The 16,984-nt window shown below is 69.8% G+C and carries 20 protein-coding genes; 12 read left to right on the top strand and 8 right to left on the bottom strand.

Annotated elements, in window-relative coordinates; translation table 11 throughout:
- Positions 1-73 precede the first annotated feature (73 nt).
- On the top strand, positions 74-1,102 hold the full coding sequence (gene hemE, locus LOS78_RS05410) for a uroporphyrinogen decarboxylase (RefSeq protein WP_230375982.1): 1,029 nt from the start codon (positions 74-76) through the stop codon (positions 1,100-1,102).
- Between the two features lie 16 nt (positions 1,103-1,118).
- A complete protein-coding gene (locus tag LOS78_RS05415) occupies positions 1,119-1,997 on the top strand; it encodes an EamA family transporter (RefSeq protein WP_230375983.1) in 879 nt (292 codons plus the stop codon).
- On the opposite strand, the gene LOS78_RS05420 is transcribed toward LOS78_RS05415, so the two are convergent.
- Positions 1,984-2,574: a LysE family translocator gene (locus LOS78_RS05420; RefSeq protein ID WP_230375985.1), complete on the bottom strand. Its 591-nt coding sequence runs from the start codon at positions 2,572-2,574 to the stop codon at positions 1,984-1,986. The two genes, LOS78_RS05415 and LOS78_RS05420, sit on opposite strands and share 14 nt — an antisense overlap.
- Before the next feature lie 70 nt (positions 2,575-2,644).
- On the opposite strand from LOS78_RS05420, the gene LOS78_RS05425 reads away from it, so the two are divergent.
- The gene (locus LOS78_RS05425) at positions 2,645-3,118 is read left to right on the top strand and encodes an Lrp/AsnC family transcriptional regulator (protein WP_051416112.1); all 474 of its coding nucleotides are present in this window, start codon (positions 2,645-2,647) and stop codon (positions 3,116-3,118) included.
- 142 nt (positions 3,119-3,260) lie between these two features.
- Positions 3,261-4,796 (top strand): ATP-dependent RecD-like DNA helicase, encoded by a 1,536-nt coding sequence (locus LOS78_RS05430; RefSeq protein WP_230375989.1) that lies wholly within the window; start codon positions 3,261-3,263, stop codon positions 4,794-4,796.
- Here the strand turns inward: LOS78_RS05430 and LOS78_RS05435 are convergent.
- Positions 4,793-5,614, bottom strand: a complete 822-nt coding sequence (locus tag LOS78_RS05435) for an EcsC family protein (RefSeq protein ID WP_230375990.1) — start codon at positions 5,612-5,614, stop codon at positions 4,793-4,795. The two genes, LOS78_RS05430 and LOS78_RS05435, sit on opposite strands and share 4 nt — an antisense overlap.
- 178 nt (positions 5,615-5,792) lie before the next feature.
- On the opposite strand from LOS78_RS05435, the gene LOS78_RS05440 reads away from it, so the two are divergent.
- Positions 5,793-6,308: an Ivy family c-type lysozyme inhibitor gene (locus tag LOS78_RS05440; RefSeq protein WP_028711344.1), complete on the top strand. Its 516-nt coding sequence runs from the start codon at positions 5,793-5,795 to the stop codon at positions 6,306-6,308.
- Here LOS78_RS05440 and LOS78_RS05445 read toward each other — a convergent pair.
- Positions 6,296-6,868: a GNAT family N-acetyltransferase gene (locus LOS78_RS05445; RefSeq protein ID WP_230375991.1), complete on the bottom strand. Its 573-nt coding sequence runs from the start codon at positions 6,866-6,868 to the stop codon at positions 6,296-6,298. The two genes, LOS78_RS05440 and LOS78_RS05445, sit on opposite strands and share 13 nt — an antisense overlap.
- A gap of 210 nt (positions 6,869-7,078) precedes the next feature.
- Here LOS78_RS05445 and LOS78_RS05450 point away from each other — a divergent pair, with 210 nt between their 5' ends.
- From LOS78_RS05450 to LOS78_RS05475, 6 genes are all read left to right on the top strand, one after another.
- On the top strand, positions 7,079-7,675 hold the full coding sequence (locus LOS78_RS05450) for a flavin reductase family protein (protein ID WP_028711345.1): 597 nt from the start codon (positions 7,079-7,081) through the stop codon (positions 7,673-7,675).
- Positions 7,675-8,238: an adenine phosphoribosyltransferase gene (locus tag LOS78_RS05455; RefSeq protein ID WP_051476385.1), complete on the top strand. Its 564-nt coding sequence runs from the start codon at positions 7,675-7,677 to the stop codon at positions 8,236-8,238. The genes LOS78_RS05450 and LOS78_RS05455 overlap by 1 nt, the downstream gene beginning before the upstream one ends.
- Positions 8,239-8,277: 39 nt before the next feature.
- Positions 8,278-9,228: a 4-hydroxy-3-methylbut-2-enyl diphosphate reductase gene (gene ispH, locus LOS78_RS05460; RefSeq protein WP_230375993.1), complete on the top strand. Its 951-nt coding sequence runs from the start codon at positions 8,278-8,280 to the stop codon at positions 9,226-9,228.
- 78 nt (positions 9,229-9,306) lie between these two features.
- Positions 9,307-9,912: a glutathione S-transferase family protein gene (locus tag LOS78_RS05465; protein ID WP_230375996.1), complete on the top strand. Its 606-nt coding sequence runs from the start codon at positions 9,307-9,309 to the stop codon at positions 9,910-9,912.
- The gene (rnhA, locus tag LOS78_RS05470) at positions 9,909-10,376 is read left to right on the top strand and encodes a ribonuclease HI (protein ID WP_028711349.1); all 468 of its coding nucleotides are present in this window, start codon (positions 9,909-9,911) and stop codon (positions 10,374-10,376) included. Before LOS78_RS05465 ends, rnhA begins: the two co-directional genes overlap by 4 nt.
- Positions 10,373-11,005, top strand: coding sequence for a trimeric intracellular cation channel family protein (locus tag LOS78_RS05475; protein WP_230375998.1), 633 nt, complete (start codon positions 10,373-10,375; stop codon positions 11,003-11,005). The genes rnhA and LOS78_RS05475 overlap by 4 nt, the downstream gene beginning before the upstream one ends.
- Here LOS78_RS05475 and LOS78_RS05480 read toward each other — a convergent pair.
- Genes LOS78_RS05480 through LOS78_RS05495 form a run of 4 tightly spaced genes read right to left on the bottom strand, consistent with a single transcriptional unit; the run spans position 11,002 to position 12,304 of the window.
- The gene (locus tag LOS78_RS05480) at positions 11,002-11,325 is read right to left on the bottom strand and encodes a VOC family protein (RefSeq protein ID WP_230376000.1); all 324 of its coding nucleotides are present in this window, start codon (positions 11,323-11,325) and stop codon (positions 11,002-11,004) included. The two genes, LOS78_RS05475 and LOS78_RS05480, sit on opposite strands and share 4 nt — an antisense overlap.
- A gap of 46 nt (positions 11,326-11,371) precedes the next feature.
- Positions 11,372-11,773: a group III truncated hemoglobin gene (locus tag LOS78_RS05485; protein ID WP_230376001.1), complete on the bottom strand. Its 402-nt coding sequence runs from the start codon at positions 11,771-11,773 to the stop codon at positions 11,372-11,374.
- A gap of 40 nt (positions 11,774-11,813) precedes the next feature.
- On the bottom strand, positions 11,814-11,999 hold the full coding sequence (locus LOS78_RS05490) for a hypothetical protein (RefSeq protein ID WP_230376002.1): 186 nt from the start codon (positions 11,997-11,999) through the stop codon (positions 11,814-11,816).
- Positions 11,978-12,304: an FAD-dependent monooxygenase gene (locus LOS78_RS05495; RefSeq protein WP_230376006.1), complete on the bottom strand. Its 327-nt coding sequence runs from the start codon at positions 12,302-12,304 to the stop codon at positions 11,978-11,980. Before LOS78_RS05495 ends, LOS78_RS05490 begins: the two co-directional genes overlap by 22 nt.
- A 182-nt stretch (positions 12,305-12,486) precedes the next feature.
- Between LOS78_RS05495 and ileS the strand changes: the two genes are divergently transcribed.
- The gene (ileS, locus tag LOS78_RS05500; protein WP_230376008.1) at positions 12,487-15,417 is read left to right on the top strand and encodes an isoleucine--tRNA ligase; all 2,931 of its coding nucleotides are present in this window, start codon (positions 12,487-12,489) and stop codon (positions 15,415-15,417) included.
- A gap of 64 nt (positions 15,418-15,481) precedes the next feature.
- Here ileS and LOS78_RS05505 read toward each other — a convergent pair whose 3' ends face one another.
- On the bottom strand, positions 15,482-16,708 hold the full coding sequence (locus LOS78_RS05505) for a hypothetical protein (protein WP_230376009.1): 1,227 nt from the start codon (positions 16,706-16,708) through the stop codon (positions 15,482-15,484).
- Positions 16,709-16,984: the final 276 nt, after the last annotated feature.

Genomic DNA, 16,984 nt, shown 5'->3' on the forward strand with positions numbered 1-16,984 from the left:
AAAGGGCTTAGCGCCCCCCCTCGGCCTTGACAACGGGGCCGTGCGCGCCATGAAGGGCCGCAAGAGGTGAACCATGTCCGAAAAAACCATCCTGCGCGCGCTGAAGGGCGAGCGTTTGCCCGTTCCGCCCGTCTGGATGATGCGCCAGGCCGGCCGCTACCTGCCGGAATACCGCGCCACCCGCGCCCAGGCCGGCGACTTTTTGTCGCTGTGCTACACGCCGGACCTGGCGGCCGAGGTGACGCTGCAGCCGATCCGCCGCTACGGCTTCGACGCGGCGATTCTCTTCGCCGACATCCTGCTGCTGCCGCAGGCGCTGGGGCTCGACCTGTGGTTCGTCACCGGCGAGGGGCCGCGGCTTTCCACCGTCACCAGCGCCGCCGGGGTCGCGGCGCTGAAACCCGCCGAGGCGATCCACGAGACGCTGGCGCCGGTCTATGAAACCGTCCGCATCCTGGCGCGCGAGCTGCCGCGGGAAACCACGCTGATCGGCTTTGCCGGCGCGCCCTGGACCGTCGCCACATACATGGTGGCCGGCCGCGGCACCCCCGACCAGGCCCCGGCCCACGGCTTCAAGGCCGAGGACCGCGCCGCCTTCGCCGCGCTGATCGACCGGATCACCGAAGCGACAATCGACTATCTCTCGGCCCAGATCGAGGCGGGGGCCGAGGTGGTGAAGCTGTTCGACAGTTGGGCCGGCTCGCTCAAGGGGCGGGACTTCGACGATTTCGCCGTCGAGCCCGCGCGCCGGATCATCGCCGCGCTGAAGGCCCGCCACCCCGGCATCCCGGTGATCGCCTTCCCGCGCGAGGCCGGGCCGCGCTATGCCGGCTTCGCCCGCGCCACCGGCGCCGATTGCGTGGCGCTGGACAATTCGGTCAGCGCCGACTGGGCGGCGGCCGAGGTGCAGAAGGACGGCTGCGTGCAGGGCAATCTGGACCCGCGCCTGCTGGTCAGCGGCGGCGAGGAACTCGTCTCCGAAACGCGCCGGATCGTGCGGGCCTTCTCGCAGGGCCCGCATATCTTCAACCTCGGCCATGGCATCACCCCCGAGGCCGATCCCGAAAACGTCACGCGGATGCTGGAGGCGATCCGGGGCTGATGGGCGGGGTCGGGGCTTGAGCTGGATCCTCGCCACGCTGATCGCCGCCGCGGCCCAGACCGGGCGCAATGCGGCGCAGCGGCGGCTGACCGCCGAGTTGGGCACCATGGGCGCGACCGCCGTGCGCTTCCTCTTCGGCCTGCCCTTCGCGGTGCTGGTGCTGGCGGGGATGGCGGCGCTGGTGCCGGTGCCCCTGCCCGACGCCACGGTGCTGGGCTGGGCGGCGCTGGGGGCGGCATCGCAGATCGCGGCCACCGCGCTGATGCTGCTGACGATGGAAAGCCGCGGCTTCGGCGTCACCACGGCGCTGATCAAGACCGAACCGGTGACGCTGGCGCTGATCGGCACCCTGATCCTGGCCGAGCCGCTGGGCCCGACGCGCATGGCGGCGATCGCCGCGGCGACGCTGGGCGTGGTGCTGATGTCGGGCGCGGACTGGCGGCGCGGCGGCTGGCGCGCGGCGGGTCTGGGCATCGCGGCCGGGGCGCTGTTCGGCCTCTCGGCCATCGGCTTTCGCGGCGCGATCCTCGCCCTGCCCTTCGGCGCGGAACCGGTTCGCGCGGCGACCGTGCTGGTCCTCAGCCTGGCCCTGCAAAGCGCGATCATGCTGGCCTGGCTGGGCGCGCTGGACCGCCCGGCGCTGGCCGGCATAGCCCGGCACTGGCGCGGCTCGCTGGGCGCCGGCGCGCTCGGGGCGCTGGCCTCGCTGTTCTGGTTCCTGGGCTTCGCGCTGACCGCAGCGGCCAATGTCCGCACCCTGGCGCTGGTCGAGGTGGTGATGGCGCAGCTCGTCTCGGGCCGGGTGTTCCGCGAGGGCATCCGCCCGCGGCAACTGGCCGGCATGGCCCTGATCGTGCTGGGCGTCGCCGCGCTGATCGCGGTCAGTGCCCGGTGACGACCGGCAGCATCGAGCCGACCAGCAACAGCGCCATGACCCGGTTGAACAGCCGCAGCCGCGCCGGCTGGGACAGGACGCCGCGCAGCCCCTGCCCCATCGCCGTCCAAAGCGCGACCGAGGGCAGGTTCACCAGGGTAAAGACCAGCGCCACCACCAGCGTGCCGCCCACCCCGGCCGAATAGGCCGAAAGCGCCCCCAGCGCCATCATCCAGGCCTTGGGATTCACCCATTGAAAGGCACAGGCGGCCAGAAAGCCCATGGGCCGCGCCGCCACACCCTCGGTCCCGGGGGCCGAGGCATGGGCGATCTTCCAGGCCAGCCACAGAACATAGGCCATGCTGACCCACTTCAGCGCCTCGGCCAGACGCGGCGCGCCGGCGACCAGCCGGTCGACGCCCAGCCCCAAGAGCGCCACCATGGCGCCGAAACCCAGCGCCACGCCCAGCAGATGCGGAACGCTGCGGCGAATGCCGAAATTCGCCCCGGACGCCATCAGCATCAGGTTGTTGGGCCCGGGCGTGACCGAGGTGACGAAGGCGAAGGCGACAAGCGCCAAAAGGATCTGGTGCGACATTGCGGATTTCCCTGAAGATCCCGCAATGATATTGTCATGTTCATGCAATTTCTGGCCTGATTTGCGAGCGATGGCAGAAAAGGGACAATCAGACTTCGATATAGACCCGGTATCCGCGCGGATCTTGCGCATCCTTGCCCGGAACGGCCGCATGCCGAATCAGCAGCTTGCCGCCGAGGTCGGGCTGTCGCCCTCGGCCTGCCTGCGCCGGGTGCAGGATCTGGAACGGCGCGGCGCCATCCAGGGCTATCGCGCCATCATCGCCCCCGCCGCCCGCGCGGCAGGCTTCACCGCCTATGTCACCGTGGGCCTCGCCCGCCATTCCAACGAGGCGCAGCAGGCCTTCGAGCGCGCCTGCCTTGCCGCGCCGCAGGTGCGGGAATGCCACAACATTACCGGCTCGGTCGAATACCTGCTGCGGGTCGAGGTGCGCGACCTGGACGCCTATCGCCGCTTCCACACCGAGGTGCTGGGCGCCTTCCCGCAGATCGCCACCATCACCACCCATGTCGTCATGGGCTCGCCCAAGGACGAGCGGGCCTGAACGCGTCAGCCTTGCATGGGTATTTGGGAAACAGAGAAGACCGGGCCGGGATGGCTCCTTCTTCGTTCTTCAAATACCCAAATCGCGGCGGGGCCGCCGGAACGGCCTTTCCGCCCCTCGCGCCGCGGGATAACAAGGGCGCATGACCCTGCCCGCCCTTTCCCCCGATCAGGCCGAAGCCTGGGACGCGCTTGCCGCCGTGCTGGAAGAATCCGGCATCGACCTGGTCTCGGAGGAAATCGCGCCGCCGAAGCCCGGCAAGGGCCGGGTCATGGCGGTGATCGGCAAGGCCGGCTCGGGCAAGACCCTCTTGCTGGCGGAACTGACCAGGGCGCTGAAGACGGCCGGGGTCGATATCGTCTCGGGCGATTACGAGGGCAAGAAGCGCAAGGACCGTCGCACCGTCGCCATCCTCGCCCCGACCAACAAGGCAGCCTTCGTGCTGCGCATGCGCGGCGTGCCGGCGACGACGATCCACCGCATCCTCTATACCCCGGTCTATGATCCGGAATACGAGCGCATCGCCGACTGGCTGACCGGCGCCGGCGAGCGGCCTTCCGTCGAGGGGCTGATGGAAGGGCTGACCGAGGCGGCGCTGGACCGGGCCAAGGCCTTCTACGACCAGCATGCCTCGATCCCCGGGGCGCTGGCCGCGGCGGGGTTGCGCGGTTCGGATTTCATCCGCGGCTGGAAGCGGCGCGAGGACGGGCTGGACATCGGACTGGTCGACGAGGCCTCGATGCTGGACGAGCGCCAGTTCGAGGACCTGCGCGAGATCTTCCCGGTCCTGATCCTGTTCGGCGACCCCGCGCAGCTGGCCCCGGTCGGGCAATCGGGCGAGATGGTCTTCGACCGGCTGGCCGGCCCGCAGCGGCTGATGCTGAGCCGCATCCACAGGCAGGAAGGCGACAGCCCGATCCTGGACCTTGCCCATGCGCTGGCCGATCCGGCGCTGGAATTCGACGCCTTCGAGCGCATGATCCGCCAGGCCGCCGCCCGCGACCCGCGGGTGATCTGGGCCGAGCGGGTCGAGAGCGACCTGATGGCGCAAAGCCCGGTGCTGGTCTGGCGCAACGTCACCCGCATCAAGCTGATCCAGGCCTTTCGTTCCGCCTATGGCGCGCCGGGCGATGCGCTGCTGCCGGGCGAGCCCCTGATCTGCGACGGGCTGGAACTGCCGCTGAAGCACCGCAAGAAGCGCATCGACCTGGAGGCGCGCGGGCTGATCAAGGGCGCGCAAGTGGTCTATCTGGGGCCGGGGCGCAGGCCCGGCTTCTCGCGGCTGCATGTCGTCGGCGCCGAGGAGCCGCGGCTGTCCGCCGCCAGCATCGTCAAGATCGAGATGCCGGATGTCGAGGAGCCCTTCATCCCCTTCGCCGCGCGCATGGGCGCCACCTTCCTGCATGGCGCGGCGGTGACCATCCACAAGGCGCAGGGCAGCCAGTGGCCCGACGTGCAGGTCTTTGCCCCCGACATCGCCGCAGCCGCCTGGTCGGGCCGCAGCGAGGCCGGGGTGGCGCTGTGGAAGCGGCTGGCCTATGTCGCCATCACCCGCGCGCAGGAGCGGCTGCACTGGGTGGTGAAGTCGCGCCTTGCCCGGCCCTCGGCCCCCTTGGACATTGCGCATCTGGAAGCCCCGGCGGGGGTCCTGGAACTGGCCGCCGAAACCGAGGCCTAGCCGCGCCGGGACAGTTTCCGCGCCGCCGTGTTCGGGCGCAGCTGGATCATGCGCAGCTCCAGCGCCTCGGCCAGCGCCTCGCGCGGGATGCCGGTTTCCTGCGACAGCCGCAGCAGGCCGAAATGCACCCGGGCCAGTTCCTGGTAATAGCGGGTGAAGCTGTAATTGATCGAAGCCCCGGCCAGGGCCCCCAGCAGCGGCACCGCCTGCGCCGCCAGCTTCTGCGCCAGCGAGGCCGAGAGCCGCGGCGCCACCCGCGCGATCAGCGCCTGCACGGTCTGGCCGGTGATGGTCATGCGCGCCGCCAGCAGGCCGAGATCGGTGCCGTCATCATCCGAAAGCGGCCCCGCCGAGGCGAAGACATGCAGCGCCTCGCGCCGCGCCTCGTCCGAGACGGGATCGAAGCCGTGTTCGCCGGCGATGTCCATGATCGCGCGCAGAAGCAGCGTCACCGTGACCGGCAGTTCCAGCATGGCCCCGCCGATCCCCGCCAGTCCCCCGACCGCGCCCGAGGTGGTCGAGAGCATGCGGTTGAACAGGTCGCCGCGATCCCGCATTACCCCGCGCGAGCGCGAGGCGGCGTCGAAGGCACGGTTCAGCGCCGCCAGGGTGATGCGGTCCATGCGCCCGCGCACCGACGCCGGCAGGCGCTCGATCAGCCCTTCGGCCTTGCCGCCGACGGCGGCCATGAGCTCCATCGCCACGCCGCCCGCCTGCAGGTAGCGCCGGGCAAGGCGGTCGATCTCGGCATGCACGGTCGGATCGTCGATCGGGGGCAGCACGACCTGCCGGGCGGGGATCTGGGTCTGCTCGGTCATCCTGTGGACACCTTGGATTGTCATGGCTTGCGCCGGGAATTCCTCTGCGCAAGCATCTGGGCATTGGCAAGGGAACCCGCAAGCCGCCCGGCGGGTTCCGACCGCAGAACCCATACCCGCCGCACCGGTGCCGCCTTGGCGGCCTCCGTCGGTGGGACAAGGACAAGGAAGACCGGAAATGACCATCCGCCGCATGATCCCGATGCTGACCGTAACCGCCGCGCTGGCCCTGGGACAGGCCGCGACGGCGCAGGATGCCGCCGGGCAGCCCGCGGAACCGGCGGCGCCCGAGGCCGCGCAGGAGGGCGGGCTGACGCTGGCCGACCTGGGCAAGGACGAGGCGCTGACCGCGGCCGTCGAGAAGATGGCCGAGGGGCATCAGCTGCCCGGCTGGCTGCGCGAGGGCGCGGTGGTGACGCCCGGCCAGAAGGTCGGCTTCGGCGGCAAGGAATACCTGGCGATGACCGCCTGCCAGCAGCATGATTGCGCGGAAAACCAGATGGCGGTGCTTTACGCGCCCGATGGCGGCGCGGCCTATGGCGTGCTTTCGGTGCGCGACGGCGAGGGGGCCGAGCTGCTGACCTGGCTGGGCATGGCCGGCGGACCCGAGACCATCGACGGCCGCACCATCCTTTACGCGGCGCTGACCGGCAGCCTGGCCAACCACCCCGAGGCTTTCGTCTATCCCGAGTGAACCGGCGGCACGCCCCCGGTGCCGCCGCGATCCTCGGGCGGGTCGCGGCGCATCTCGTGCAGACCGGCGGCTTCGCCGGTTTCGCGCTCGACCTGCCCGGTGACGCCGTCCCAGGCGCCGGGGATCAGTTCGATCCCCAGCACCCGGTCGGGATTGGTGGGCGGCGGCATCTCGACGTCCTCGAGCTTCCAGAAGCCAAAGCGTTGATAATAGGGCAGATCACCGACCAGCATCACCCGCTGCCAGCCCATTTCGGCCGCCCGCGTCAGGCTTTCGCGCATCAGAAGCCCGCCCAGCCCCTCGCCCTGCGTCGTCGGATGCACCGCCACCGGGCCGAGCAGCAGCACCGGCCGGCCGCCGACGCGCACCGGCCAGTAGCGGATCGCCCCCATCAGCGCGCCGAAATCGTCGCGCAGCATCAGGCAAAGCGCGCGGACCGGCGCCACCCCGTCGCGCAGCCGGTAGGAGGACAGCGCCGTGCGCCCCGGCGCGAAGCACAGGTCCAGCAGGGCCTCGACCTCGGGCGTGTCGGCGGGGGTCTCGGGGCAAAGTTCGTACATCCTGCCTCCGCTGATGGGGTCGGGATTCGGGTGGGTCTTGGCGCGGCGCAGGGACCGCGTAACATGCAGCCGCGGCGACGAAAACCGCCTGCGGGATCACAAGATGCAAAATCCCCGCGGCAGGTCCGGCGAGAACGGCGAGGCTTGACGCGCCGCGTGCATGGGGTCACTTCTGGGGCCCGCATCACCCAGGGAACAGCGAGGGCAGCCATGTTCTACCGACCCCAGGACGGCCACGGGCTGCCGCACAACCCTTTGAACGCCATCGTGGCGCCGCGGCCCATCGGCTGGATCTCGACCCGCGGCCGGCAGGGCGACAACCTGGCGCCCTATTCCTTCTTCAACCTGACCGCCTATGTGCCGCCGCAGGTCATGTTCGCATCGACCTCGGCCAAGCCGGACCGGCAGGGCACCAAGGACAGCGTGGCGCAGATCGCGCAGTCGCGGGTGTTCTGCGTCAACATCGCCGACGGGCCGCTGAAGGATCAGGTCAATGCCAGCTCGGCCGCCTTCCCGGCCGGGGTGAACGAATTCGAGGCGGCCGGCATCGAGGCCGCGGAATGCGAAAGCATCGACTGCCCGCGTGTCGCCGGGGCCGCCGCGGCGCTGGAATGCCGTGCGACGCGCATCCTGCGGCTGGCGGGCGAAGCGAATTACATGGTGCTGGGCGTGGTCACCGGCATCCACCTGCGCGAGGATTGCCTGAAGGACGGCCGCTTCGACCTGCACGGCACCGGCTGGCTGTCGCGCATGGGCTACAAGGACTACACCATCACCACCGAGACCTTCGAGATGGAGCGCCCCTGATGGAGAACCGGCCGGAAAAGCGCCGCCGCGACAGCCGCACGGTGCGCGACTATATCCGCACCATCGTCGATTTCCCGCATGAGGGCATCCTGTTTCGCGACGTGACCACGCTGTTCGCCGATGCGCGCGGCTTTCGCATGGCGGTGGACCAGCTTCTGGCCGCCTATGCCGGCGAGGATATCGACAAGGTCGTCGGGCTGGAGGCGCGCGGCTTCATCCTGGGCGGCGCGGTGGCGCATCAGCTCTCCGTGGGCTTCGTGCCGATCCGCAAGAAGGGCAAGCTGCCCGGCGCCGTCATCAGCCAGGCCTATGCGCTGGAATATGGCGAGGCGGTGATGGAGATCCATGACGACGCCCTGAAGCCCGGCGAGCGGGTGCTGATCGTCGACGATCTTCTGGCCACCGGCGGCACCGCCGCGGCCGGCATCTCGCTTTGCGAGCGGCTGGGGGCCGAGGTCGTGGGCTGCGCCTTCGTGATCGAGCTGCCCGAGCTGGGCGGGCGGACGCTGCTGGAAGGGCTGGGCCACGAGGTCCATGCCCTGACCAGTTTCGAGGGCGCCTGATCCCTTGCGGCAGGCCCCGGCCGGGGTTAGGTGAAGCCCATGGACAAGAAACCGCCCCTGACCCTTTACCTGGCCGCGCCGCGCGGCTTCTGCGCCGGCGTGGACCGCGCCATCAAGATCGTCGAGATGGCGCTGCAGAAATGGGGCGCGCCGGTCTATGTCCGCCACGAGATCGTGCACAACAAATTCGTCGTGGACAGCCTGCGCGACAAGGGCGCGGTCTTCGTCGAGGAACTGGACGAGTGCCCCGACGACCGGCCGGTGATCTTCTCGGCCCATGGCGTGCCCAAGGCCGTGCCGGCCGAGGCGCGGCGGCGCGAGATGGTCTTTGTCGATGCCACCTGCCCGCTGGTCAGCAAGGTGCATGTCGAGGCCGAGCGCCACCATGCCGAGGGCTTGCAGATGGTGATGATCGGCCATGCCGGCCACCCCGAGGTGCTGGGCACCATGGGACAATTGCCCGAGGGCGAGGTGCTGCTGGTCGAGACGGTCGAGGACGTGGCGAAAATCGCGCCGCGCGATCCCTCGCGGCTGGCCTTCATCACCCAGACCACGCTGTCGGTCGATGACACCGCCGCCATCGTCGCCGCCTTGCAGGCGCGGTTTCCGGACATCGTCGGCCCGGCCAAGGAGGACATCTGCTATGCGACGACCAACCGCCAGGCCTCGGTCAAGGCCATCGCCGGGCGGATCGACGCGCTGCTGGTGATCGGGGCGCCGAACAGCTCGAACTCGCGCCGGCTGGTCGAGGTCGGCAGCGCCGCCGGCTGCGCCTATTCGCAGCTGGTGATGCGCGCCGACCAGATCGACTGGCGCGCCATCGCGGGCGCGCGGGCGGTGGGAGTGACCGCCGGCGCCTCGGCCCCCGAGGTGCTGGTCGACGAGGTGGTCGCGGCCTTCCGGGAACGCTACGACCTGACCGTCGAGATGGTCGAGACGGCGCGGGAGAATGTCGAGTTCAAGGTGCCGCGGGTCCTGCGCGAGGCCTGAGCACTCGCCCGTGGGGGCTTTGCCCCCGCCCCTGCGGGGCTCCCCCAGGATATTTGGACAAGAAAGAAGGGTTGCGGGATGAAACTGTGGTCTATGCCGTCCTCGGGCAACAGCTACAAGGTGCGGCTGCTGCTGGCGCTGCTGGGCCGCGATTGCGAGATCCTGGACGTGGAATACCAGACCGAGGCGCTGGAACGCGCCAAGGCCGAGGGGCGGCTGCCCTTCGGCAAGGCGCCGGTGCTGGAACTGGATGACGGCCGGCTGTTGCCGGAATCGAACGCGATCCTGTGCTGGCTGGGCGAGGGCACGCGCTTCGTGCCGAAGGATGCCTTCGGGCGCGCCGCCATGCTGGGCTGGATGTTCTGGGAGCAGAACCAGCACGAGGGCGTCGTCGCCGTGCGGGCGGCCCTGCGGACCTATCCGCATCGCCGTGCGCAGGCGACGCCCGAGCGCATGGCGGAGCTGCTTGAGCGCGGCCATGCGCTGCTGCAGGTGATGGAGGACCGGCTGGCCGGGCATGACTGGCTGGTGGGGGATACCGTCAGCCTCGCCGATATCTGCCTTTACGGCTATACCCATACGGCGGGCAGCCTGGGCGGCTTCGACATGGCGCGTTTCCCCGGCATCGGGCGCTGGCTCGACCGGATCGCCGCCCTGCCCGGCTACAAGGGGCTGGAGGCATGAGCGCGCTCTTCGCCTGGACCGACGGCGCCTGCAGCGGCAATCCCGGCCCCGGCGGCTGGGGGGTGCTGATGCGCGCCCTGGAGGGCGAGACGGTGCTGAAGGAGCGCGAGCTGTCCGGCGGCGAGGCCGAGACCACCAACAACCGCATGGAACTGATGGCGGCGATCTCGGCCCTGGAGGCGCTGACCCGGCCGAGCGAGATCACCGTCGTCACCGACAGCGCCTATGTGAAGAACGGCGTGACGCAATGGATCCACGGCTGGAAGAAGAACGGCTGGCGCACCGCCGACCGCAAGCCGGTGAAGAATGCCGAGCTGTGGCAGCGGCTGGACGCCGCGCAGGCCCGCCACAAGGTGCGCTGGGAATGGATCAAGGGCCATGCCGGCCATCCCGAGAACGAACGCGCCGACGCGCTGGCGCGGGCGGGAATGGCGCCCTTCAAGCCGGCGAAGGTCTCGGGGTGAGCTTTGAGGCGCTGATCCCGCTGCTGGATTATGCCAGCGTGCTGGTCTTTGCCTTGACCGGGGCGCTGGTCGCCAGCCGCGGGCAGCTTGATGTCGTGGGCTTCATCTTCTTCGCCACGCTGACCGGGATCGGCGGCGGCACCCTGCGCGACCTGGTGCTGGGCCGGGCGCCGGTGTTCTGGGTCGGCCGGCCGGAGCTTTTGCTGCTGACCGCCGGCGCGGCGATCGTGGTGTTCTTTACCGCGCATCGGCTGGAAAGCCGCTATCGCGCCATCCTGTGGCTGGATGCCTTTGCCCTGGCCGTGGCGGTGCCCGCCGGTGTGGGCGTGGCGCTGGAGGCCGGGGTCAGCCCCGTCGTGACCGTGCTGATGGGGGTGATGACCGGCACATTCGGCGGGCTGATGCGCGACGTGGTCGGCAACGAGGTGCCCTTGGTGCTGAAGCAGGGCGAGCTTTACGTCACCGCCGCCTTTGGCGGGGCAGTGACGGCGCTGCTGTTGCTGGCGCTGGGGACCGGCCGCGGCTGGGCGCTGATCGGCTGCGCCGCCATGGTGCTGCTGCTGCGCGCGGGCAGCATGAGCTTTGGCTGGCGGCTGCCGGCCTACAAGGCGCGGCCGCCGCGACGCTAGCCTTCGGACCAGACCGCCATTTCGGTGCCGCCCGGCTCGCGGAACTGGAAACGGCGGCCGCCGGGGAAGCCGAAGATCGGCCGGGTGATCGTCGCCCCCGCCTCGGTCACGTGTGCCAGCGCGGCTTCCAGGTCGTCGGCCTTGAGGATCACCAGCGGCGGCGCCAGAGGGCCGGCGGCGATGCCGCCCGACAGGCCAGCATCGGCCATCTCCTGATAGTCGGGGCCGTAATCGTTGAAGCGCCAGCCAAAGGCTTCCCTGAAGAAGGCTTTCGTGGCCGGCAGGTCGGGCGAGGAGAATTCGAGATAGTCGATCTTCATGGGAATCCCTTCGGATGTTCCCGTTTTGTTTACACCCGCGCGCGGCTCAGCGCAAGACCGGCGGGCCGGGGCGCCGCTCGCGCAGGTCCTCGACCCCCATGCGCAGCCCGGCGCCGATGCGATGCGCGAGCGCCGACCAGGCCCGCGCCGTCTCGGGCGGCAGCGTCCGGCGCAGGGTCTCGTCGAAGAGCATGAGCCAGGGCGCGAAGTGCTGGGCCTTCACGTCGCCGGCGCGCATATGCACCTGCATCGGATTGCCGTCATAGCCGCGCTCGTAGAGGATGGCGTTGCGCCAGAAGCGGGCGATCTTGGCCTCGTGCTCGGGCCAGTCCGCGACATGGGCGGCGAAGACCGGGCCCAGCACCTCGTGCCGACGGACCGCGGCGTAGAAGGTGGCGACGACGCGGTCGATCTGTTCGGGGGTGACGTCGAAACGGGGCGGGATCATGGCGCGGATATGGACCCCCGGGGCCGGTCCTGCAAGCCCGTCACGGATCGCGCGTCCCGGAAAGCGGCGGGATCATGGTGCCCGCGACCAGATGCGTCAGCCCGCCCCGCAGCAGCGGCAGGGTCGAGAGCGGGGCAAGCACCAAGTCGCGCAGCCAGGGCAGGCTGCGGCTGCCCGACTGATACATCGGGGTGAAGGCCGCGCTCATCGCCTGGTAGATGCGCACATGCCAGCCCGGTGGATGCCGCGGCCCGGCGCGGTCGCCGGATAGGAGACATCCAGCACCTGGCGTCCCCGCACCTCGTGCCGGTGCATCCGGGCGATCGGGCTGGAGAGGCGACGCGCCTCCTCGCCCGCGCCGATGCGGTCCGGGACGGCCAGCCCCACGGGCGGGATCACCAGGCCCGAGCCGAAGGGGCGCGGCGCGGCGAAACGCTCGAACAGGGCGACCTCGTGGCCCTCGCAGGCCAGCAGCGTGGCAGCGGCGAGGCCGCCGATCCCGGCGCCCGCGATGGCGATCCTGTAGCTCATCGCCGCTAGCTCCCCGAGGCGCGGCGCGGGTGCAAGCCGCGCTTGCAGGGGTCCGGGCGGTTTCCTATAACCCGCGCATGTTCAGCAGGGCCGGAATTTTTCGAATTATTCGCCCGGCGGCGTAGGATGTCCTCGCCGCCGGGTCATGCATGCCTGCCCAGCCACCGAAGGATTCCCGCCAGATGAGCGACACGACCGCCGAAACCCAAGCCGCGCCCGATTACCGCGACACCGTCTTCCTGCCCCAGACCGATTTCCCGATGCGCGCCGGCCTGCCGCAGCGCGAGCCGGACTGGCTGGCCCGCTGGGAGCGCATCGGCATCTACGACCGGCTGCGCGAGCGTGCCCGGGGGCGGACGCCCTTCATCCTGCATGACGGCCCGCCCTATGCGAACGGCAACCTGCATATCGGCCACGCGCTGAACAAGGTGCTGAAGGACTTCATCACCCGCAGCCAGCAAATGATGGGCCGCGATGCGCGCTATGTGCCGGGCTGGGACTGCCACGGCCTGCCGATCGAATGGAAGATCGAAGAGAAATACCGCGGCGCCGGCAAGGACAAGGATGCCGTCGACGTGGTCGAGTTCCGCCAGGAATGCCGCCGCTTTGCCGAGCACTGGATCGGCATCCAGCGCGAGGAGTTCAAGCGGCTGGGCGTCACCGGAAAATGGGACGATCCCTATCTGACGATGGACTACCATGCCGAGGCGGTGATCGCGGCCGAGTTCATGAAGCTGCTGATGAACGGCTCGCTCTATCAGGGTTCGAAGCCGGTCATGTGGTCGCCGGTCGAGAAGACCGCCCTGGCCGAGGCCGAGGTCGAGTATCACGACCATACCAGCCACACCATCTGGGTGCGCTTCCCGGTGGAATCCTCGCAGGGTATCTGGGCAACGGAGAAACCCGCCAGCGTGGTGATCTGGACCACCACGCCCTGGACCATCCCGCAGAACCGCGCCGTGGCCTATCATCCGGCCATCGCCTACGGGCTTTATCGCGTGGGCGCGGTGGCCGAGAACGCGACGGCGAAAAGCGGCGAGCTGCTGGTGCTGGCCGATGCGCTGGCCGAAAGCGTGCGCCAGGCCGCCCGGATCGAGGACTGGCAGCGGCTTCGCGACGTGACGGCCGCCGATCTGGAGGGGCTGGTGCTGTCGCATCCGCTGCGCGGCGTCGAGGGCGGCGCCGGCGAATGGGATTACGACGTGCCGATGCTGCCCGGCGATCACGTCACCGACGACGCCGGCACCGGCTTCGTGCATACCGCGCCGAGCCATGGCGACGACGACTATCAGCTTGGCCTGAAATACGGGCTGCCGATGACCTACAACGTCGAGCCGGACGGCGCCTATCGCGCCGACCTGCCGCTGTTCGGCGGCCAGGCGATCATCGCGCCGGACGGCAAGGAAGGCCCGGCCAATGTCAGCGTCATCAAGCAGCTGGCCTGGGCGGGCACGCTGCTGGCCAAGGGCAGGATCAAGCATTCCTATCCGCATAGCTGGCGCTCGAAGGCGCCGCTGATCTATCGCAACACCCCGCAATGGTTCGCCGCCATCGACAAGGTGCTGGACGACGGCATGGGCGAATATGGCGACACCATCCGCCGGCGGGCGCTGACCTCGATCGACAAGCTGGTGCGCTGGACGCCGCAGACTGGGCGCAACCGGCTGTATTCCATGGTCGAGAACCGGCCGGACTGGGTGCTGTCGCGCCAGCGCGCCTGGGGCGTGCCGCTGACCTGTTTCGTGAAGAAGGGCGCCAGGCCCACCGATCCGGAATTCCTGCTGCGCGACCAGCGCGTCAACGACCGCATCATCGCGGCCTTCGAGAAGGACGGTGCCGATGTCTGGTATCACGCCGATTTCAAGGCGCGGATGCTGGAGGGCCTGGCCGATCCCGAGGCTTACGAGCAGGTCATGGACGTGCTGGACGTCTGGTTCGATTCCGGCTCGACCCATGCCTTCGTGATCCGCGACCGCGCCGACGGCAGCCCCGACGGGATCGCCGACCTCTATCTGGAGGGCACCGACCAGCATCGCGGCTGGTTCCACAGCTCGCTTCTGCAGGCCTGCGCCACCAAGGGCCGGGCGCCCTATCGGGGCGTGCTGACCCATGGCTTCACCCTGGACGAAAAGGGCATGAAGATGTCCAAGTCGCTGGGCAATACCGTGGCGCCGGCCGATGTGATCAAGGAATACGGCGCCGACATCCTGCGGCTCTGGGTGGCGCAGTCCGACTACACGGCGGACCTGCGCATCGGCAAGGAGATCCTCAAGGGCACGGCCGACAGCTATCGCCGGCTGCGCAACACGCTGCGCTTCGTCCTGGGCAACCTGGACGGTTTCACCGAGGCCGAGCGCATCGGCGTCGAGGAAATGCCCGAGCTGGAGCGATGGGTGCTGCACCGGCTGGCGCAGATCGACGGGCAGCTGCGCCGCGGCTATGACAGCTACGATTTCCAGGGCGTGTTCCAGGCCGTGTTCCAGTTCGCCACGGTGGACCTTTCGGCCTTCTATTTCGACATCCGCAAGGATGCGCTCTATTGCGATGCCCCCGACGCGCTGCGGCGGCGGGCGGCGCGGACGGTGCTGGACCTGCTGTTCCACCGGCTGGTGACCTGGCTGGCGCCGGTCCTGCCCTTCACCATGGAGGATGTCTGGCTGGCGCGCTTCCCTTCCGAGGACGGCTCGGTGCATCTGCAGGACTTCCCCGCCACCCCGGCCGAATGGCTGGACGAGGCGCTGGCCCGGAAATGGGAAACCATCCGCCGCGTCCGCCGCGTCGTCACCGCCGCGCTGGAGATCAAGCGCAGCGACAAGGTGATCGGCGCCAGCCTCGAGGCCGCGCCGGTGGTGCATGTCGAGGATGCCGAGGAGCTCAGGGCGCTGAAATCGGTGGATTTCGCCGATATCTGCATCACCTCCGGGCTGAGCCTGACCCCCGATCCGGCCCCGGGCGAGGCATTCCGGCTGTCCGAGGTGCCGGGCATCGGCGTGGTCTTCGAGACCGCCGAGGGCGAGAAATGCCAGCGTTGCTGGAAGATCCTGCCCGATGTCGGCAGCCACGGCCACCCGGGCACCTGCGCCCGCTGCGATGCGGTGCTGGCCCGGGACTAGCCGACCCCGGCCCCTTGGCAGGGTGCGCCCGAGCGGCCCCCTGCGGGGCAGCCGGCAGGCTGCCTCAGCGGAACCACAGCCCGGCGCGGCGCAACCGCTGGCGCATCGCCTTTTCGGTGGGCGGCGGGTCTTCGCCGGCAAAGAGCGGGCGGATCCGGCTGCGCCCGGCGCCCTCCGCGATCAGGTGGCGGGCGGCCTCGTCATCCGCCAGCAGCGGCGCGATGCGCGGATCGGCCGCCAGTTCCTCGATCAGCGCCACCACAGCATCGGATTCGCGGGCATAGAGCAGCGACAGGTTGCGGTAATGGCAGGTCGCCCAGCCGTCCAGCCCGGCCAGTTCCGGTCCCGGGCGGCCACCGCCCAGAGAATGGATCACCAGCGGCAGCGCGACCTGATCCAGCCAGGGATCCAGGCTCTGGCAGGCCAGGGCCTCGCCCGGGTCGTCGCGGATCGCCAGCGCCCAGTCGAGAAAGCGGCGGCCGAATTCCTGCGGATCGGCACCGAAGAACCAGCCGGCGTTGAAATAGAGGTAACGCTCCCAATGCTCGTCCGGCTGGCTGCGGTCGAGCGAGCTTTCGTAATCCAGCCCGAAGCGGTCGTAGAGCGATTTCCAGATGGCGCCATAGCCGGGCCCGTAGGGCGGCGGCTCGGGCCAGGTCGCGCTGCGCCGCATCGAGGCCGAGGGGCGCGCGAAATCCAGGCTCAGCCGCTCCAGCGGCCCGGTGACCAGCGTGTCGCTGTCGAAAAACACGAAGGGCTCGCCGGGCGGCAGCAGGGCCAGCGCCTCGATCTTGTTGCCATAGGGATAGCCGGCGCCGAAATGCGTGGCGGTGAAGGGCAGGATCTCGGCGCCGAATGCGGCCAGGGCTGCGCGCGCCGCCTCGGGCATCCGGGTCTGCGCCCCGCTCCAGGCGCCCTCGGGCTGGGGCTCGGCGACGATCAGCCGGCCGCGCCAGCCGTGGGCATTGCGGCGCAGGCTGGCGGCGAACAGCGCCGCCTGGCCGCCCAGGCGCATGCCCTGCCCGACCAGCAGGATGTTGAAGGGCCGGGTTGCAGCGGCCGGGGGCGGATGGTGCTGCCCCCCGGACAGCCCGCCGGCTTCCGCCCGGTCCTCTTCGGCGTCGGCGCCGCGGCGGCCGGCGCGTTCGGCCTGTCGGGCGGCGCGGCGGGCCTGGCGCTCGGCGCGGTTGGCAGCTTGGCGGGCGGCGCGTTCGGCCGCACGCCGGGCGGCGCGGGCGGAGGCAGCTTCCCTGCCCCCGCCCTGGTCGTCCCCCGGCCCATTCTGCGCCATGGCCTGCCCCCGAACAGCGAATCCCCTTGGCATCCGCTCATAGCAACAAGGGCCGGCCTCGTTCCAGAGGTGAATTTGAACGGGCTGTTTCAACTTGAATAAGAAAAATGCAACCGGAGGTTAATTAAATCCTCGCCGCAATTGCTGCGGCCGGGCAAGAATTTGAACCGACCTCACCAAAAAGGCAGGTTCTCGATTCACGGCTTTCAATGCAGGGTACCCCTAGCCGTTGAACGATTTCCTCTTTTACAGGTACGGCGAGACCGGGTGAGACGT

The sequence above is a fragment of the Paracoccus sp. MA genome (assembly GCF_020990385.1).
GTDB lineage: Bacteria > Pseudomonadota > Alphaproteobacteria > Rhodobacterales > Rhodobacteraceae > Paracoccus.